Origin of the sequence: Rhizobium sp. TAL182 (assembly GCF_002117725.1) — a bacterium.
Taxonomy (GTDB): domain Bacteria; phylum Pseudomonadota; class Alphaproteobacteria; order Rhizobiales; family Rhizobiaceae; genus Rhizobium; species Rhizobium esperanzae.
The window spans coordinates 2,250,193-2,268,980 of record NZ_CP021024.1; the positions used below are offsets into that span (position 1 = coordinate 2,250,193).

15 protein-coding genes are annotated in these 18,788 nt (G+C 62.4%); 12 read left to right on the forward strand and 3 right to left on the reverse strand.

Annotated elements, in window-relative coordinates; all coding sequences use genetic code 11:
* The first annotated feature begins 25 nt into the window (after nt 1–25).
* From Tal182_RS11340 to Tal182_RS11380, 9 genes are all read left to right on the forward strand, one after another.
* A complete protein-coding gene (locus Tal182_RS11340) occupies nt 26–1,102 on the forward strand; it encodes a BMP family ABC transporter substrate-binding protein (RefSeq protein WP_064802541.1) in 1,077 nt (358 codons plus the stop codon).
* Between the two features lie 142 nt (nt 1,103–1,244).
* Entirely contained in the window at nt 1,245–2,207 is a 963-nt protein-coding gene (gene ytfQ / locus Tal182_RS11345; protein WP_064802543.1) for a galactofuranose ABC transporter, galactofuranose-binding protein YtfQ, read from the forward strand.
* A gap of 120 nt (nt 2,208–2,327) precedes the next feature.
* Entirely contained in the window at nt 2,328–3,848 is a 1,521-nt protein-coding gene (gene ytfR, locus Tal182_RS11350; RefSeq protein WP_085859493.1) for a galactofuranose ABC transporter, ATP-binding protein YtfR, read from the forward strand.
* Entirely contained in the window at nt 3,845–4,849 is a 1,005-nt protein-coding gene (locus Tal182_RS11355) for an ABC transporter permease (RefSeq protein ID WP_085859494.1), read from the forward strand. The genes ytfR and Tal182_RS11355 overlap by 4 nt, the downstream gene beginning before the upstream one ends.
* Nucleotides 4,850–4,854: 5 nt before the next feature.
* Nucleotides 4,855–5,823, forward strand: a complete 969-nt coding sequence (gene yjfF / locus Tal182_RS11360; protein WP_064802549.1) for a galactofuranose ABC transporter, permease protein YjfF — start codon at nt 4,855–4,857, stop codon at nt 5,821–5,823.
* A gap of 16 nt (nt 5,824–5,839) precedes the next feature.
* Entirely contained in the window at nt 5,840–6,625 is a 786-nt protein-coding gene (locus tag Tal182_RS11365; RefSeq protein ID WP_085860909.1) for a FadR/GntR family transcriptional regulator, read from the forward strand.
* 165 nt (nt 6,626–6,790) lie between these two features.
* The gene (glmU, locus tag Tal182_RS11370; RefSeq protein WP_085859495.1) at nt 6,791–8,152 is read left to right on the forward strand and encodes a bifunctional UDP-N-acetylglucosamine diphosphorylase/glucosamine-1-phosphate N-acetyltransferase GlmU; all 1,362 of its coding nucleotides are present in this window, start codon (nt 6,791–6,793) and stop codon (nt 8,150–8,152) included.
* 109 nt (nt 8,153–8,261) lie between these two features.
* Nucleotides 8,262–10,088 carry a glutamine--fructose-6-phosphate transaminase (isomerizing) gene (glmS, locus tag Tal182_RS11375; RefSeq protein ID WP_085859496.1) on the forward strand — a complete coding sequence of 609 codons (1,827 nt, stop codon included), beginning with the start codon at nt 8,262–8,264 and terminating at the stop codon, nt 10,086–10,088.
* 134 nt (nt 10,089–10,222) lie between these two features.
* Nucleotides 10,223–10,930 (forward strand): DUF502 domain-containing protein, encoded by a 708-nt coding sequence (locus Tal182_RS11380; RefSeq protein ID WP_085859497.1) that lies wholly within the window; start codon nt 10,223–10,225, stop codon nt 10,928–10,930.
* A 77-nt stretch (nt 10,931–11,007) separates the two neighbouring features.
* Here Tal182_RS11380 and recG read toward each other — a convergent pair whose 3' ends face one another.
* Nucleotides 11,008–13,113, reverse strand: a complete 2,106-nt coding sequence (gene recG, locus Tal182_RS11385) for an ATP-dependent DNA helicase RecG (RefSeq protein ID WP_085860910.1) — start codon at nt 13,111–13,113, stop codon at nt 11,008–11,010.
* A 92-nt stretch (nt 13,114–13,205) separates the two neighbouring features.
* Here recG and Tal182_RS11390 point away from each other — a divergent pair, with 92 nt between their 5' ends.
* Genes Tal182_RS11390 through Tal182_RS11400 form a run of 3 tightly spaced genes read left to right on the forward strand, consistent with a single transcriptional unit; the run spans nt 13,206 to nt 17,494 of the window.
* Nucleotides 13,206–13,511 carry a succinate dehydrogenase assembly factor 2 gene (locus Tal182_RS11390; RefSeq protein ID WP_004680228.1) on the forward strand — a complete coding sequence of 102 codons (306 nt, stop codon included), beginning with the start codon at nt 13,206–13,208 and terminating at the stop codon, nt 13,509–13,511.
* Nucleotides 13,508–17,011, forward strand: a complete 3,504-nt coding sequence (gene mfd / locus Tal182_RS11395; protein ID WP_085859498.1) for a transcription-repair coupling factor — start codon at nt 13,508–13,510, stop codon at nt 17,009–17,011. Before Tal182_RS11390 ends, mfd begins: the two co-directional genes overlap by 4 nt.
* 15 nt (nt 17,012–17,026) lie before the next feature.
* Entirely contained in the window at nt 17,027–17,494 is a 468-nt protein-coding gene (locus tag Tal182_RS11400; protein ID WP_085859499.1) for an OsmC family protein, read from the forward strand.
* A gap of 15 nt (nt 17,495–17,509) precedes the next feature.
* On the opposite strand, the gene Tal182_RS11405 is transcribed toward Tal182_RS11400, so the two are convergent.
* Both Tal182_RS11405 and Tal182_RS11410 read right to left on the reverse strand, forming a co-directional pair.
* On the reverse strand, nt 17,510–18,067 hold the full coding sequence (locus Tal182_RS11405; RefSeq protein ID WP_064802563.1) for a GrpB family protein: 558 nt from the start codon (nt 18,065–18,067) through the stop codon (nt 17,510–17,512).
* 8 nt (nt 18,068–18,075) lie between these two features.
* Nucleotides 18,076–18,747: a DsbA family oxidoreductase gene (locus Tal182_RS11410; RefSeq protein ID WP_064802565.1), complete on the reverse strand. Its 672-nt coding sequence runs from the start codon at nt 18,745–18,747 to the stop codon at nt 18,076–18,078.
* Nucleotides 18,748–18,788 lie beyond the last annotated feature (41 nt).

An 18,788-nucleotide genomic window follows, 5' to 3' on the forward strand; every position in this document is an offset into this window, starting at 1 on the left:
TAACTTCAAACCAACAGGGGTTACCATGAAGAAGTTCGCACTCACACTTGCCGCTTCGGCAGCCGCCATTATCGGCGTCTCCTCAGCCGCTCAGGCCGCCGAGAAGACGAAGGTCTGCTTCGTCTATGTCGGTTCGCACACCGACGGCGGTTATTCGCAGGCCCACGACCTCGGCCGCCAGCAGGTCCAGGCAGAATTCGGCGACAAGATCGAAACGCCTTATCTCGAAAACGTCCCGGAAGGCCCGGACGCCGAGCGCGCCATCGAGCGCCTTGCCCGCTCCGGCTGCAAGCTGATCTTCACGACCTCCTTCGGTTTCATGGATGCGACTGTGAAGGTCGCCGCCAAGTTCCCGAAGGTCAAGTTCGAGCATGGCACCGGCTACAAGACTGGCCCGAATCTCGCGACCTACAACTCGCGATTCTATGAGGGCCGCTATATCCTCGGCCAGATCGCCGCCAAGACCTCGAAGAACCACGGCGCCGCCTACATCGCTTCCTTCCCGATTCCCGAAGTGGTGATGGGCATCAACTCCTTCGAGCAGGGTGCGAAGTCGATCGACCCGAGCTTCAAGCTGAAGGTCATCTGGGTCAACACTTGGTTCGACCCCGGCAAGGAAGCCGATGCCGCCAAGGCAATGGTCGACCAGGGCGTCGACGTCCTGACGCAGCACACCGATACAACTGCGCCGATGCAGGTTGCCGAAGAACGCGGCATCCATGCCTTCGGTCAGGCGTCCGACATGATCGCAGCCGGCCCGAAGGCGCAGCTGACGGCGATCGTCGACACCTGGGGCGCCTACTACTCCAAACGTGTGCACGCGCTGCTGGACGGCACCTGGAAGTCGGAACAGAGCTGGGACGGCCTGAAAGACGGCATCCTGAAGATGGCGCCCTATACCAACATGCCTGACGACGTGAAAAAGATGGCCGAGGAAACCGAAGCCAAGATCAAATCGGGCGAGCTGCATCCCTTTACCGGCCCGATCAACAAGCAGGACGGCACGCCTTGGCTGAAGGCGGGCGAGAAGGCAGATGACGCCACGCTGCTCGGCATGAACTTCTATGTCGAAGGTGTCGACGACAAGCTGCCGGCGCAATAATTCCGCAGGCTTTCTGCAACTTCCAAGGGCGTCCCGGCGGGCGCCCTTTTTCTTCTGTAACGCTAAAAAAAGTGATTGCCAAAAGTAATACTATATGATTTTTTGACCCTGCGCCGCGAAGGAGCGGCATTGGGAGGATATCATGAAATTGAAGACTGCACTTTTGAGTGCCACGGTTCTGGTTGCCTGCATGTTCGGTTCGGCTTCGGCCGGTGGCTTGACGGTCGGCTTCTCGCAGATCGGCTCGGAATCGGGCTGGCGTGCGGCTGAAACCACTGTCACCAAGGAACAGGCCAAGAAGCGCGGCATCGATCTGAAGTTTGCCGATGCGCAGCAGAAGCAGGAAAATCAGATCAAGGCTTTGCGCTCCTTCATTGCTCAGGGCGTTGATGCCATTCTGATCGCTCCGGTTGTCGAAACCGGCTGGGACGACGTTCTGAAGGAAGCCAAGGAAGCCAAGATCCCGGTCATCCTTCTCGACCGCACCATCAAGGCCCCCGACGATCTGTACCTGACGGCCGTTACGTCGGATCTCGTTCACGAAGGCAAAGTCGCAGGCGACTTCCTGGTGAAGACTGTCGGCGACAAGAAGTGCAACGTCGTCGAGTTGCAGGGCACGACCGGTTCCTCGCCGGCGATCGCCCGCAAGAAGGGTTTCGAAGAAGCTCTTGCCGGCCACGACAACCTCAAGATCGTTCGCAGCCAGACCGGTGACTTCACCCGCACCAAGGGCAAGGAAGTCATGGAAAGCTTCCTGAAGGCCGAGAACGGCGGCAAGGATATCTGCGCTCTTTATGCCCATAACGACGACATGGCCGTCGGCGCCATCCAGGCGATCAAGGAAGCCGGCCTGAAGCCCGGTAAGGATATCCTCGTCGTCTCCATCGACGCCGTGCCCGATATCTTCAAGGCGATGTCCGAAGGCGAGTCCAATGCCACCGTCGAGCTGACGCCGAACATGGCTGGTCCGGCCTTCGACGCGCTCGATGCCTATCTGAAGGACAAGAAGGCTCCGCCGAAGTGGATTCAGACTGAGTCCAAGCTCTACACGCCTTCCGACGAGCCGATGAAGGTCTACGAAGAGAAGAAGGGTCAGGGCTACTGATTTGAACCTGGAACCGCACTGGCCCATCATGGGCCGGTGCGGAACTGCCGGTGCCGGATCGGGCGTCATGCCCGGTCTCGGCGCGGGCGCACGGCGCAATATCAGGACACAGCAGCCCTCATGGTTCACAATAACGAGAATATTCTCGCAGCCTCGGCCATATCCAAGTTTTTTCCCGGCGCCGTCGCCTTGGACAAGGTGGATTTCACGCTGCGCCGCGGCGAGGTTCATGCGCTTCTCGGCGAGAACGGTGCCGGAAAATCGACGCTGATCAAGTGCATCACAGGCGCCTATCATCGCGACGGCGGCAGCATGGTGCTCGACGGCCAGGAAATCAATCCGGCCAACACGCTCGCCGCCCAGAAGCTGGGTATCGGCACCGTCTATCAGGAGGTCAACCTCCTCACCAATCTGAGTGTCGCCGAAAACCTGTTTCTCGGACGCCAGCCGAGGCGGTTCGGTATGACCGACGTGCGCGCGATGAACCGCAAGGCGCGCGAACTGCTCGCCGGCTACGGCATCGATATCGACGTCACCGCCGAACTCGGACGTTTCTCCGTCGCCGTCCAGCAGGTCGTCGCCATCGCCCGTGCCGTCGATCTCTCCGGCAAGGTGCTGATCCTCGATGAACCGACGGCCAGCCTCGACAACCAGGAAGTGGCGCTGCTCTTCCGGATCATTGAGGACCTGAAGAAGCGGGGGCTCGGCATCGTCTTCATCACCCATTTCCTCGAGCAGGTTTATGCGATCAGCGACCGAATCACTGTGCTGCGCAACGGCAAGCTCGTCGGCACCCGCGATGCTGCCGAACTGCCGCGCCAGGGCCTGATCGCCATGATGCTCGGCCGCGAACTCGCCCAGGCCGAAGAGACGGTCGGGGAGCGCAGCATCGCAGCCGGCGAGGTCCGGTATCGTTTTTCCGGCTACGGCAAACGCGGCAAGGTCAAGCCCTTCGATCTCGATGTGCGCGCCGGTGAGGTGGTTGGCGTGGCCGGTCTGCTCGGTTCCGGGCGCACCGAAACCGCCGAATTGCTGTTCGGCGTCGAACATGCCGACAGCGGCAGTGCGACGATCGATGGCCAGCCCGTCACCCTTTCCAGCCCGCGCGCTGCAATCGAAAAGGGTTTCGGCTTCTGCCCTGAGGACCGCAAGACCGATGGCATCGTCGGCGACCTGTCGATCCGGGAAAATATCGCGCTGGCGCTGCAGGCTCGCCGCGGCTGGACCCGACCACTGTCGCGCGCCGAGCAGAATGCGCTCGCCGACCGCTATATCAAGGCGCTCGACATCCGCACCACCGACCGCGAAAAGCCGATCCGGCTGCTCTCCGGCGGCAACCAGCAGAAGGCGATCCTCGCCCGCTGGCTGGCAACCAATCCGAAGTTTCTCATCCTCGACGAGCCGACCCGCGGCATCGATGTCGGCGCCCATGCCGAGATCATCCGGCTCATCGAACAGCTCTGCGCCGAAGGCATGTCATTGATCGTAATTTCCTCGGAACTTGAAGAGCTTGTCGCCTATAGTTCACGTGTCATCGTGCTTCGCGACAGGCAGCATATCGCTGAACTCACGGGCGAGCGCATCACCGCAGCCGGCATCGTCGATGCCATCGCCGCCGCCGAGCATAAGGAGGAAGCATGAAATCCTCCCGGAATGCGCTGGCCTATCGCCTGGCGCCGCAAGTGGTCGCCCTCGTTGTCATTCTTCTTTTGAATTTCATAACGTCGCCGCAGTTTTTTAATGTCGTTGTTCAAAACGGCCGCCTCTATGGCAGCCTGATCGACGTGCTCAATCGCGGCGCGCCGGTGGCTTTATTGGCAATCGGCATGACGTTGGTGATTGCCACCAAGGGCATCGATCTTTCCGTCGGCGCGGTCATCGCCATTTGCGGTGCCGTTGCCGCATCCTCTATTGTTTCGGGAAATTCAGTCGTTTATACGATTCTCCTGACGTTGATGATCGGGCTTGCCTGCGGCGTTTGGAACGGCTTCCTGGTGGCAATCCTCAACATCCAGCCGATCATTGCCACGCTGGTGCTGATGGTGGCCGGCCGCGGCATCGCCCAGCTCATCACCGAGGGCGCCATCCTGACCTTCAACGATGACGGTTTGATCTTCTTCGGCAGCGGCTCCATGGCGCTCCTGCCGATGCCGGTCGTCATCTGGCTGCTCGTTGGCCTGCTCGTCATCCTGCTCGTTCGCCGCACGGCGCTCGGCATGCTGCTTGAGGCTGTCGGCGTCAACCGCCGTGCCAGCACGCTCTCCGGCATTCAGACGCCGGTGCTGCTGATGGCCGTCTATATGCTGAGCGGGCTCTGCGCCTCGATCGCGGGCATTATCGTCGCGGCCGACATCAAGGGCGCCGATGCCAATAATGCCGGTCTCTGGCTGGAGCTTGATGCCATCCTCGCCGTCGTCGTCGGCGGCAATTCGCTGCTCGGCGGACGGTTCAGTATTGTCGGGTCGCTGATCGGCGCGATGATCATCCAGGCGGTCAACACCGGCATCCTGTCCTCCGGATTTCCGCCCGAGTTCAACCTGATCATCAAGGCGGTCATTATCATCGTGATCCTCGTCATTCAGTCGCCGGCGGTGCAATCGCTCGCCATCTTCGCCAGCCGCCGGCAGGGCGGAAGGGAGTAGCCGAAATGAACTCCAAATATCTGCCGCTGCTTGCGACCATCGTCATCTTCGTGCTCGCCTATGCCGGCTGCACGCTGCAATATCCGAACATGCTATCGACGCGCGTCATCGGCAATCTTCTGACGGACAACGCCTTTCTCGGCATTGCCGCCGTCGGCATGACCTTCGTCATCATCTCCGGCGGCATCGACCTGTCGATCGGTTCGATCATCGCCTTCACCGGCGTCTTCCTCGCGGTGATCCTGCAGAATACCTCGATCCATCCGCTTCTTGCTTTCGCGCTCGTTCTCGTCATCACCACCGCCTTCGGCGCCATCATGGGCGCGATCATCCACTATCTCGAAATGCCGGCCTTCATCGTGACGCTTGCCGGTATGTTCCTGGCGCGCGGTATCGCCTTTGTGCTCTCGATCGACAGCATTCCGATCAACCACGACTATTATTCGACGCTGACGAGCCTCTATTGGCGGCTGCCCGGAGGCGGGCGGCTGACGCTGATCGGCGCCATCATGCTTCTCGTCTTCGCCGCCGGCATTTTCATTGCCCACCGCACCCGCTTCGGCACCAATGTTTATGCGCTCGGCGGTGGTCCGCAGACCGCGCGGCTGATGGGCGTGCCGGTCGGCCGCACGACGATCCAGATCTATGCGCTGTCGGGTTTTCTCGCCGGCCTATCCGGAATCGTTTTTTCGCTGTACACCTCTGCTGGATATTCTCTTGCGGCGGTCGGCGTCGAACTCGACGCCATCGCGGCAGTCGTCATCGGAGGGACGCTGCTGACCGGCGGAGCGGGATTCGTGGCGGGAACCTTGATCGGTATCCTGATCCAGGGGCTCATTCAGACCTACATCACCTTCGACGGCACGCTGTCGAGCTGGTGGACGAAGATCCTGATCGGCCTTCTGCTGTTTGCATTCATCCTGATGCAGAAGGCGATCCTGTTCCTTTCCAGTCTGAACAAGAGGTATGCCTGAGGAGGAGACGGATCGCTTGCGCAACAAATTGATCGAGACACGCAAGACAGGGCGCCGGACCCGGACGAGCCATGCCCAGGTGGTCGACGAGCTCGGCAAGGCGATCGTCGCAGGCACCTATCCCGTCGGCTCGATCTTGCCGGGCGATACGGAACTGGCGCAACGCTTCAAGGTGTCGCGCACGGTCTTGCGCGAGACGATGAAGACGCTCGCCGCCAAGGGCATGGTCGTCGCCAAGGCGCGCGTCGGCACGCGTGTGACCGAGAAGAACCTCTGGAACATGTTCGACAGTGAGATTATCGCCTGGCACTTCGACAATGGTGTGACGGAAGAATTCCTGTTGCAGCTTTACGATATCCGCCTTGCCGTCGAACCCTTCGCCGCTGGCCTCGTCGCCGAGCGGGCCAATGCCGAGGAAATCGAGACGCTGCGCGGGCTGGCGGAGGAGATGGCGGCGAGAGACCATACGGCCGACAGCCTGGCGCTCGCCGACCTGCACTTTCATCTGGCGCTCGCCGAAGCCTCGCACAATCCCTTCATGCGCACCCTCGGCAGCCTTATCGAGGCGGCTCTCGTCGGCATGTTCCGTATCAGCACGCCGCCCTCCGAAAACGGGTTTGCCAACATTGCCGACACCCATATGCGCATCGTCGATGCCATCGCTTCCGGTGACAGCGCCGCAGCGCGCCGGGCGATGGAAGTCGTCATCCTGGACGGCCGCGATCATGTGCGCGAATCCTTTGCGACCAGCGGCTCTCCTGATGTCATGGAGCCGCTTTCGCCGGAAATTTCACCTAAGTAAGGGCTTTGCCTGAGCTGTGACTTTGCCCTTCTTTGGAGACGCGCAAAGCACGCCAACGCACTTTCGATCCTTCCATCGCGGCTTCCGAAAATCGATTCCGATTTCAGGAATTATGCAGTATGAGGCAACAAAGCCGCCTCATGGCGCGGATTCGCGGAGCAGATCATGGAACGTACTTGCCTTGCCGTCATCTTAGCTGCCGGTGACAGCACGCGGATGAAATCCTCGAAATCGAAGGTGCTGCATCCGGTCGCCGGGCGGCCGATGATCGCCCATGTCGTCGAGGCAGTCGCCTCCGCCGGCATTTCCTCCGTTGCCCTTGTCGTCGGCCGCGACGCCGAGGAGGTGGCAAAGGCCGCAAGCATCGATGGTGTCGGCGTCGAATCCTATCTGCAGCAACAGCGGCTCGGCACCGGCCATGCCGTGCTGGCGGCGCGCGAAGCGATCGGCAGGGGTTATGACGATATTCTCGTCACCTATGGCGATGTGCCGCTGCAGACCGACGGCCCGTTGAAAGCCGCCCGCCGGGGTCTTGCCGATGGCAGCGACATCGTCGTCATCGGTTTCCACACCGACCGCCCGACCGGTTACGGCCGCCTGCTTGTCAAGGACGGCGAACTCATCGCCATCCGCGAAGAGAAGGATGCGACCGATGCCGAGCGCGCGGTGACCTGGTGCAACAGCGGGCTGATGGCGATCAACGGCCGCAAGGCGCTCGACCTGCTCTCGCGCATCGGCAATGCCAATGCCAAGGGCGAATTCTATCTGACCGATCTCGTCGAGATCGCCCGCTCGCTCGGCGGCCGCGTCACCGCCGTCGATGCGCCTGAAATCGAGATGACCGGCTGCAACAACCGCGCCGAACTCGCCGTCATCGAGCGCTTCTGGCAGGAGCGCCGCCGCCGCGAGATGATGCTGGCGGGCGTCACCATGATCGCACCGGAAACGGTGTTCCTCTCCTACGATACGGTCATCGGCCAGGACGCGCTGATCGAGCCGAACGTGGTCTTCGGTCCCGGCGCGGTGATCGACAGCGGCGCCGTCATTCACGCCTTCTCGCATATCGAAGGCGCCCATATCAGTGAGGGTGCGACCGTCGGTCCCTTCGCCCGGCTGCGGCCGGGGGCCGACCTCGCCAGCGGTTCGAAGGTCGGCAATTTCTGCGAGGTCAAGAATGGCCGGATCGGTGAGGGCGCCAAGGTCAACCATCTCACCTATATCGGTGACGCCGTCGTCGGCGCCGGCAGCAATATCGGCGCCGGTACGATCACCTGCAACTATGACGGCGTCAACAAGAGCGAGACGGTGATCGGCGAAAACGCCTTCATCGGTTCCAACTCGTCGCTGGTCGCGCCGGTGACGATCGGCGACGGCGCCTATGTCGGCTCCGGCAGCGTCATCACCGCCAACGTGCCGGCCGATGCGCTGGCGCTCGGCCGCGCACGCCAGGAGATCAGGCCCGGCCGCGCATCCTTGCTGCGCGAACGCGCGCTCGCCATCAAGGCGGCGAAGAAGGCCAAGGCTTGAGGCCGCTTTCCGTAACCGGCGGAAATTGAAAGTGACCGCCGAGGCGATTGAGAAATAAGCGAAAATCGTTAGGACTGGCCTCGTTGTCAGAGGCTCATGGGGACATTGCATGTGCGGAATTGTGGGGATCGTCGGAACTCAGCCTGTTGCCGGGCGCTTGGTCGATGCGCTGAAGCGTCTCGAATATCGCGGCTATGATTCCGCCGGTGTCGCCACCATCCATGAGGGCGTGATGGATCGCCGCCGCGCCGAAGGCAAGCTGTTCAATCTGGAAAAGCGCCTGGATGTAGAACCGCTGCCGGGTCTGGTCGGCATCGCCCATACGCGCTGGGCGACGCATGGCGTTCCGAACGAGACCAATGCCCATCCGCATTTCGTCGAAGGTGTCGCCGTCGTCCATAATGGCATCATCGAAAACTTCTCCGAGCTTCGCGACGAACTGACCGAGGAGGGCTCGGTCTTCGAAACCCAGACCGACACCGAGGTCGTCGCCCAGCTGATGGCGAAATATCTGCGCGAGGGCCTCGATCCGCGCGCCGCCATGCTGAAGATGCTGAACCGGGTGACCGGCGCCTATGCGCTGGCCGTCATGCTCAAGGCCGATCCGGGCACGATCATGGCCGCCCGTTCCGGCCCGCCGCTTGCCGTCGGCCATGGCCGCGGCGAGATGTTCCTCGGCTCGGACGCCATCGCGCTGTCGCCCTTCACAAATGAGATCACCTATCTCGTCGACGGCGACTGCGCCTTCATCACCCGCGATAGTGTCTCGGTGCTGGATTTCGCCGGCAAACAGGTTAAGCGCGCCCGCCAGATCTCGCAGGCGACCGCCTATGTCGTCGACAAGGGCAATCACCGCCACTTCATGGAAAAAGAAATCTACGAGCAGCCGGAGGTCATCTCCCATGCGCTCAGCCATTATGTCGATTTCGCCGAGAACACGATCGGCGCCAATGCCGCGGCGATCGACTTCAAGGCGGCGACCGGCCTGGCGATCTCGGCCTGCGGCACGGCCTATCTCGCCGGTCTCGTCGGCAAATACTGGTTCGAGCGTTATGCCCGTCTGCCGGTCGAGATCGACGTCGCGTCGGAATTCCGCTACCGCGAAATGCCGCTTTCGCCCTCGCAGGCAGCGCTCTTCATCTCGCAGTCCGGCGAAACCGCCGATACGCTGGCCTCGCTGCGTTATTGCCGCGACAACGGCCTCAAGATCGGCGCCGTCGTCAATGTCCGCGAATCGACGATCGCCCGCGAATCCGATGCCGTCTTCCCGATCATGGCAGGCCCGGAAATCGGCGTCGCCTCGACCAAGGCCTTCACGTGCCAGCTCGCCGTGCTGGCGTCGCTGGCGATCGGCGCCGGCAAGGCGCGCGGCACTGTCAGCGCCGCGGAAGAGAGGGCGCTGGTGCGCCATCTCGCCGAGATGCCGCGTATCATGAGCCGGGTGCTGAACCTCATCCAGCCGCAGATGGAAAGCCTGTCGCGTGAGCTCTCCAAGTGCAAGGACGTGCTTTATCTCGGGCGCGGCACCAGCTTCCCGCTTGCCATGGAAGGCGCGCTGAAGCTCAAGGAAATCTCCTATATCCATGCTGAAGGCTATGCCGCCGGTGAGTTGAAGCACGGTCCGATCGCGCTGATCGACGAGAACATGCCGGTTATCGTCATTGCCCCCTACGACCGCTTCTTCGAAAAGACCGTTTCCAATATGCAGGAGGTCGCAGCCCGCGGCGGCCGCATCATTTTCATCACCGACGAGGCGGGTGCGGCGGCCTCCAAACTGCCGACCATGGCGACGATTGTCCTGCCTGTCGTCGACGAAATCATCGCGCCGATGATCTTTTCGCTGCCGATCCAGCTGCTCGCCTATCACACCGCCGTCTTCATGGGCACCGACGTCGATCAGCCCCGCAATCTGGCGAAATCCGTGACTGTGGAGTAAGCCGGCAAGGTCGGATCTCGGCGCCGAAACATATTGTGCGGCGCCTGGAATTCTGGCAATTTTACCAAATGGACAAGGGGGAAGGGTCGGCGTTCCGGCCCGTCCAGGACTGAGATGGAGTTCATCAGGAAACGATGGCCGACAACGCCCCCAGAATGCCGGTAGCGACCCGGCTGAGGAACAATTTTCTCGCAGGCCTGATCATCTGCGCGCCGATTGCGATTACCATCTGGCTGACCTGGACCTTCATCCACTGGTCGGACAGCTGGGTCAGGCCCTATATCCCGGCGCGTTGGAACCCCGAAAGCTATCTTAATTTCGCTATTCCCGGTTTCGGCCTGCTGATTGCTGTCGTGCTGATCACCGTCGTCGGCTTCCTCGGCAAAAACCTCATCGGCCAGAGCATCGTCCGTTTCGGCGAGTCGATCGTCCAGCGCATGCCGCTGGTGCGCACGATCTATAAAAGTGTGAAGCAGATTTTCGAAACCGTGCTGAAGGAGCAGGCGAATTCCTTCAAGAAGGTGGGCCTCATCGAATATCCGAGCCCGGGCCTCTGGGCCCTGGTATTCATCGCCACCGACGCAAAAGGCGAAATCGCCTCGAAATTCAACGCCATGGGCCAGGATATGGTCGCCGTCTTCCTGCCGCCGACGCCGGTGCCGACGGCGGGCTTCCTCGTCTTCGTGCCGCGCGAAAAGATCGTCCTGCTCGATATGAGCCCGGAAGACGCCGCCAAATTCCTGATTTCGGGCGGTCTCGTCGCACCCGGACACATGCCATCCGAGCCGAAGCAGAAGCATCTGCCGCGGCCGAAGCCTGTGGCGGTTTCCAAGGCGGATTGATGCATATCGCCCAAAAGTGTTTGGCGTTTTGCGATAACGATATGCATGGAAAGAAGATTAAAGCGCCGCGGCGCGCTTTATCCTGCTCTTAAGAAGCGGATCGCCTCGTCGCGGCGGAACAGGTAGAGCAGCGTGCGGATCGCCTGTCCTCTGTCACTGGTCAGCTCCGGATCGCGCTCGATGAGATAGGCCGCATCCTTGCGGGCGATTTCCAGCAGGTCGGCATGCGCCTCGAGGCTGGCGATGCGAAAACCCGGCGTGCCGGACTGGCGGGTGCCGAGCAGTTCGCCTTCGCCGCGCAGTTTCAAATCCTCCTCGGCGATGCGAAAGCCGTCTTCGGTCTCGCGCATGATCGAAAGCCGGGCATGGCCGGTCTCGCCGAGCGGCCCCTTGTAGAGCAGGATGCAGGTCGAGGCCTCTTCGCCGCGCCCGACGCGGCCGCGCAGCTGGTGCAATTGCGCCAGGCCGAAGCGTTCGGCATGTTCGATCACCATGATCGTCGCATCCGGCACGTCGACGCCGACCTCGACGACAGTGGTGGCGACGAGCAGCCGGGTCTCGCCGTTCTTGAAGGCCATCATCGCCGCATCCTTCTCCGGCCCGCTCATGCGGCCGTGGATGAGGCCGATGTCGGGGCCGAGCGCGGCAACAAGTGTCGCATGCCGCTCCTCGGCCGACATCAGGTCGAGCTCTTCGGATTCTTCGACCAGCGGGCAGATCCAGTAGGCTTTCTTGCCCTCGGCAAGCGCGCTCTGCAGCCGGCCGACGATTTCACCGGTCCGCTCCATCGGCACGGTGATCGTCTGGATCGGCTTGCGGCCGGCCGGTTTCTCGGTGAGCTTGGAAACGTCCATGTCGCCGAAGGCGGCAAGCACCAGCGTGCGCGGGATCGGCGTCGCCGTCATGACGAGCATGTGCGGTGAGATGCCCTTGGCCGTGAGCCTCAAACGCTGATGCACGCCGAAACGGTGCTGCTCGTCGACGACGGCGAGAATCAGATTGGCGTAAGAAACAGTGTCCTGGAACAGCGCATGCGTGCCGATGACGATCTGCGCCGCGCCAGAGGCGATGCGCTCCAGGATCTCCTCGCGTTCGCGTCCCTTGGTGCGTCCGGTCAGCACCTCGATGCCGAGCCCGGCGGAGGCGGCGAATTTCGAAATCGTCGCGTGGTGCTGGCGGGCCAGGATTTCGGTCGGTGCCATCAGCACGGCCTGGCCGCCGCTCTCGATCACCGCCGTCATCGCCATCAGCGCCACCAGCGTCTTGCCGGAACCGACATCACCCTGCAGCAGCCGCAGCATGCGCTCGGTGCCGGTCATGTCCTTCAGAATCTCGGCGATCGCCTCGTTCTGGCTTGATGTGGGCGAGAAGGGCAGCGCCTTCAGGATCTTGCTGCTGACCGCGCCCGTCGCATGGACCGGCTGGCCGGCCACCTTGCGCAGCCTCTGGCGCACCAGGCTCAGCGAAAGCTGACCGGCGAGGAACTCGTCATAGGCAAGCCGCCGTCGCGCCGGGGCCCGTGGGTCTATATCGGAGGGGTCGCGCGGCTCGTGCAGCATATGGAAACTGTCGCGGATCGACGGCAGGCCCTGTTTTTGCGCCAGCGCGGGGTCGATCCATTCCGGCAGCTCGGGAAAACGCGGCAGGGCGGCGTCGATGATCTTGCGCAAAGTCTTCGGCGAAAGCCCCGCCGTCAGCGGATAGATCGGCTCGACCAGCGGCAGGTTCTCCGCTTCCTCCGCTCTGACGATATAGTCGGGATGCACCATCGAGGCGCGGCCGTTGAACCAGTCGATCTTGCCGCTGACCGTCACCTCCGCATCGATGGGCAGCTGCTTTTCCAGCCACGCCGCCTGGCCGCGGAAGAAGACCAGCGTCAGCTCGCCGGTGTCGTCATGCAGGAAGACCCGATAGGGGACATTGCTTTTGCCGCGCGGTGGCACCTGATGCCGATCGACACGTGCGGTGATGGTGACGATCGCGCCCTGCGGCGCCTGGGTGATCCCCGGCTGGTTGCGGCGGTCGATCAGTGAGAAGGGGGCGTGAAACAAAAGGTCGATGACCCGGCAATCCTCCGGCGTCTCGCATCCGAGCAGCTTGACCAGCAGTTCGGCGATCTTCGGGCCGACGCCCGGAAGGCCCGAAATGGAGGAAAACAGCGGATCGAGAATGGCGGGGCGCATGCGGTCAAAATGCGATGAACAATGCGGCCTTGGCAAGGCTGACAAGCCGCTTTCCAGGGTCTATAGAGGCGCATCAACAGGAAGGTAATGCCATGACAGGTGTCACGCTCACGAGTGCCGGTCTCGACCCGCGCCGCCGCAGGATCCTTTTCCGCTGCTGGCATCGCGGCATCCGCGAGATGGATCTGGTCTTCGGCCAGTTCGCCGAAGCCGAGATCGCGACGCTTTCGGACGCAGAGCTCGACGAGTTCGAGACGATCATGGCCGAAGAGGATAACGACCTGGTCCGCTGGATCATGGGAACCTGGCCGGTGCCTGAGCGTTTTCAGACACCGATGTTTGCCCGCCTTGCCGCCTACACGCCCGATTTCGACAAGCCCCTCAGGACGCCGGAATGATCCCTGGTTTCGATGCGAAGAAGCTTGCGGCCATTGCCGAGCCGCTGACGATCGGCAATGTGCCTGCCGGCCTCGAACCGCTGCTGCTCGCCGAACTCGCCCGCACGGGAGAGCCGGTCGCCTATGTCATGTCCGACGGCCACCGCATGGCCGATCTCGAGCAGATGCTGGGTTTTGTCGCCCCCGACATTCCGGTTCTCACCCTGCCTGCCTGGGACTGCCTGCCCTATGACCGCGTCTCGCCGAGCGCCGATACATCGGCCCGCAGGCTTGCAGCACTGAGCGGCCTCATCGCCCACCGCAAAAAGCCGCATGCGGCCATCGTGCTCGTCACCGCCAATGCCATGCTGCAGAAGGTCGCGCCGCAGGATGTCATTGAAAGCCTGAGCTTTTCGGCCCGTCCCGGCAACCAGCTGCGCATGGACGATCTCGCCGGGCGCCTGGAGCGCAACGGTTTCGACCGCGTCGCGACCGTACGCGAGGTCGGCGAATATGCCGTGCGCGGCGGCATCCTCGATGTCTTTGTGCCGGGGTCGGAAGAACCGGTCCGCCTCGATTTCTTCGGCGACACGCTGGAATCGATCCGCAGCTTCGATCCGGCGAGCCAGCGCACCACCGGCCAGGTGCGCTCGCTCGATCTCAATCCGATGAGCGAGGTGACGCTGACGCCGGATACGATCAGCCGCTTCCGCAAGAACTACCTCTCGGCTTTCGGCGCGACGACGCGTGACGATGCGCTTTATCTCGCCGTCTCCGAAGGTCGCCGTTATCCCGGCATGGAGCATTGGCTGCCGCTCTTCTACGAGAAGCTCGATACCGTCTTCGATTATCTCAGCGGCTTCCGTATTGTCACCGACCACACGGTCCGTGAGGCGGCGGAGGAGCGCTCCAAGCTCGTCCTCGATTATTTCGACGCCCGCCTGAATTCCGGCCAGCCGGCCAAGGGCCAGATGGCGCAGGGCACGCCCTACAAGCCGGTGACGCCGGGCCAGCTCTATCTCGACAGCAAGCTTTTCGCCAAGACTCTCGACGCGCTCGGCGCGATCCGCATGAGCCCCTTTAACGAGATCGAGGGCGAGGCGAGGCGGGTCATCAATATCGAAGCCCGCCAGGGCCAGCGCTGGGCTCGCTCGAATGCCGAAGGCGGCGGCGATGCCGAGCGCGTCAATATCTTCGACGTCGTCGTCAAGCATATCGCCTACCGGCGCGCCGGCGGGGCGAAGGTGCTGGTAACCGCCTGGACCGAAGGTTCGCTGGAGCGCCTGCTGCAGGTGCTGAACGAGCATGGCCTGGAAAAGGTGAAGCCGGTCGAGGCGCTGAAAGATCTCGGCGCGTTGGCCAAAGGCGAGGCGGCCGCCGCCGTGCTCAATCTCGAATCCGGCTTCGAGGCCGGCGATCTCGTCGTCATCGGCGAGCAGGATATCCTCGGCGACCGCATGGTGCGCCGCTCCAAACGCCGCAAGCGTGCCGCCGATTTCATCGCCGAGGTCGCGGGCCTCGACGAAGGCTCGATCGTCGTCCATGCCGAACACGGCATCGGCCGCTTCATCGGCCTGAAGACGATCGAGGCGGCAGGCGCCCCGCATGCCTGCCTCGAACTGCAATATGCCGATGAGGCCAAACTCTTCCTGCCGGTCGAAAACATCGATCTGCTCTCGCGCTACGGCGGCGAGGGCACCGACGCCCAGCTCGACAAGCTCGGCGGCGGCGCCTGGCAGATGCGCAAGGCCAAGCTCAAGAAGCGGCTGCTCGATATGGCGGACGCGCTGATCCGCATCGCCGCCGAGCGCCTGACGCGCCACGCGCCTGTTCTGACGACCCCGGACGGGCTTTACGACGAGTTTTCCGCCCGCTTCCCCTATGACGAGACCGAGGACCAGGATAACGCCATCGATGCGGTGCGCTCCGATCTCGGCGCCGGCCGGCCGATGGATCGTCTCGTCTGCGGCGACGTCGGCTTCGGCAAGACAGAGGTGGCGCTGCGCGCCGCCTTCGTCGCCGCGATGAACGGCGTCCAGGTTGCCGTCGTCGTGCCGACGACCTTGCTTGCCCGCCAGCATTTCAAGACTTTTTCCGAGCGGTTCCGTGGCCTGCCGGTGCGTGTCCAGCAGGCCTCCCGTCTTGTCGGCGCCAAGGATCTGGCGCTGACCAAGAAGGAAGTGGCCGAAGGCAAGACCGATATCGTCGTCGGCACGCATGCGTTGCTCGGCGCCGGCATCAAATTCGCCAATCTCGGCCTGCTCGTCATCGACGAAGAGCAGCATTTCGGCGTTAAGCACAAGGAGCGGCTGAAGGAGCTGAAGAGCGACGTGCACGTGCTGACGCTGTCGGCGACACCCATCCCGCGCACCTTGCAGCTTGCCATGACCGGGGTGCGCGAACTGTCGCTGATCACCACGCCGCCGGTCGACCGCATGGCGGTGCGCACCTTCATCTCGCCCTTCGACAGCCTTGTGATCCGCGAGACGCTGATGCGCGAGCACTATCGCGGCGGCCAGAGTTTTTACGTCTGCCCAAGGCTTGCCGATCTCGCTGATATCAATGCCTTCCTGCAGTCCGATGTCCCGGAGCTGAAGGTCGCCGTCGCCCATGGCCAGATGCCGGCCGGCGAACTGGAAGACATCATGAACGCCTTTTATGAAGGCCGCTACGATGTGCTGCTGTCGACCACCATCGTCGAATCCGGCCTCGATGTGCCGACAGCCAACACGCTGATCGTCCACCGCGCCGACATGTTCGGCCTTGCCCAGCTCTATCAGCTGCGCGGCCGCGTCGGCCGCTCGAAGGTGCGCGCTTTCGCGCTCTTCACCCTGCCGGTGAACAAGGTACTGACGGCGACTGCCGACCGACGGCTGAAGGTGCTGCAGTCGCTCGATACGCTCGGCGCCGGCTTTCAGCTCGCAAGCCACGACCTCGACATCCGCGGCGCCGGCAACTTACTCGGCGAGGAGCAGTCGGGTCACATCAAGGAAGTCGGCTTCGAACTCTATCAGCAGATGCTGGAAGAGGCAGTCGCCGAGGTCAAGGGTGTCGACGAGATCCACGACACCGGCTGGTCGCCGCAGATCTCCGTCGGAACGACGGTGATGATCCCGGAAGACTACGTGCCCGACCTGCATCTGCGCATGGCACTTTACCGCCGTCTCGGCGAACTCACCGAACTCAAGGAGATCGACGGCTTCGGCGCCGAGATGATCGACCGCTTCGGGCCGATGCCGATCGAAGTGCAGCATCTCCTGAAGATCGTCTACATTAAGTCGCTCTGCCGCACCGCCAATGTCGAAAAGCTCGATGCCGGCCCGAAGGGCGTGGTCGTGCAGTTCCGCAACAAGGAATTCCCCAACCCGGCAAACCTCGTCGGTTATATTGGCAAGCAGGGCACGATGGCGAAGATCCGCCCCGATCACAGCCTGTTCCTGACTCGCGACCTGCCGACACCGGAAAAGCGCCTGCAGGGTGCTGCCGTGATCATGACGCAACTGGCCGAGATGGCGAAATAACGGAGCGAGACTGATATGGCGACATATGGCGCGACAATTGCCTGGGAACGACATGGCGAGACCTTCACCGACAACCGCTACAGCCGCGCCCATCGCTGGACCTTCGATGGCGGTATCGAGGTGAGGGCATCCTCATCCGCGCATGTCGTTCCGCTGCCTTATTCAGCCGAAGACGCAGTCGATCCGGAGGAAGCTTTCATTGCCTCGCTTTCGAGCTGTCACATGCTCTGGTTCCTCTCTCTTGCCGCCAAACAGGGCTTTTGTGTCGACAGCTACACCGATGCCGCCGAGGGCGTGATGGAGAAGAATGCCGAAGGCCGTCTCGCCATGACTGTCGTGACGCTGAGGCCACACGTCGTCTTCAGCCGTGAAAAGCAGCCCGCTCTGGGCGAACTCGAAGCTCTGCATCATCGCGCCCACGACGAATGTTTCATCGCCAATTCGGTGAAGACCGAAGTGCGCTGCGTTCCGGTTCTGGGCTGAGTTAAAGCCGCGGCTTCAGTCGCCCGGTGGCTCCGACCAACCAATCAGCTTTGCCCATTCATTGGCGCCGTCCATGATGATGTCGAATACCGGGTCCTTGATGTCGTAGTAGAAATCGACGTCCTCGGGGAAACGCTGGGCGAGCCGCTGTTTGATCAGCGCATAGGCGTTGGCCGCCGTCGGATGGGCACGCAGGAAGTCTCGGCAGAGCAGGGAGTAGCGCTGATTGAAACGGCCTCTTTGCCGGATATGCAGATTGGCCGGGCGTCCTTTGCTGCGATAGAAGGCCTTGCGCAGTTCGCCTTCCGCCAGTTCAAGTCCCGGAGGGCAGTGATCGATGGTGATGGGCCGGCGCTCGAAACCGGCCTGTTCGAATGCGTCGGCATCGACCTCGGCCAGATCGTTGACCGTAAGCTGGAGATCGATGATATCCTTGGCCGGAAGGCCGGGAATGGCCGTCGAGCCGATATGATGCAGATAGGCTCCGGCGGGTGCTGCGCCCATGAGGGCGCGCTTGAGCGCTGCGAAATCCTCGATCCAACTTTGTCGCGGCTGTTCGATCTCGATTCGCATCGATTGACTCAGTTCAATCCCGATCGCGCCTCGGCCTTTGCCTTTGCGATGTCGCGCAACGCGTTCGCCAGCACGTCAGGCGTCTGAGCGCCGCTGACGGCATACTGCTGGTCGAAGATGAAAAACGGCACGCCGTTGACGCCCATCTCCTGCGCGGCCTTGATTTCGGCGACGATCAGATCGCTATCGGCATTGGACGCAAGCAGCGAGGCGATGACCGAACGGTCGAGGCCGGCCTTCTCGGCGATGTCGAGCAGCACCGCATGGTCGCCGACATTGCGGCCTTCCTCGAAATTCGCCTTGAACAAGGCGGTGACGACCTTGTCCTGCTTCTCGCGGCCTTCGATCATCGCCCAGTGGATCAGCCGGTGGGCGTCGAGCGTGTTCGGGCCGATCTTGATCGCTTCGAAATCGAAGGCGATGCCGACCTCACGACCGTAATCGGTCAGCATCTTGTGCGCCTGCGCCACGCGCTCCTCGCCGCCGAGCTTCTCCGCCAGCGCCTTCTTCTGGTCGACACCTTCCTTGGGATAGTCGGGATTGAGCCGGTACGGCCGCCAGTTGATGTCGACGCCGATCTCGTCCTGCACTTCCGCAATGGCAAGCTCCAGCCGCGCCTTGCCGAGATAGCACCAGGGGCAGACGACATCCGAGACTACGTCGATGGTGATGCGCTCCATGATGATGTTCCTTCTGTGTATCTCCGGGGGAGACATAGGGC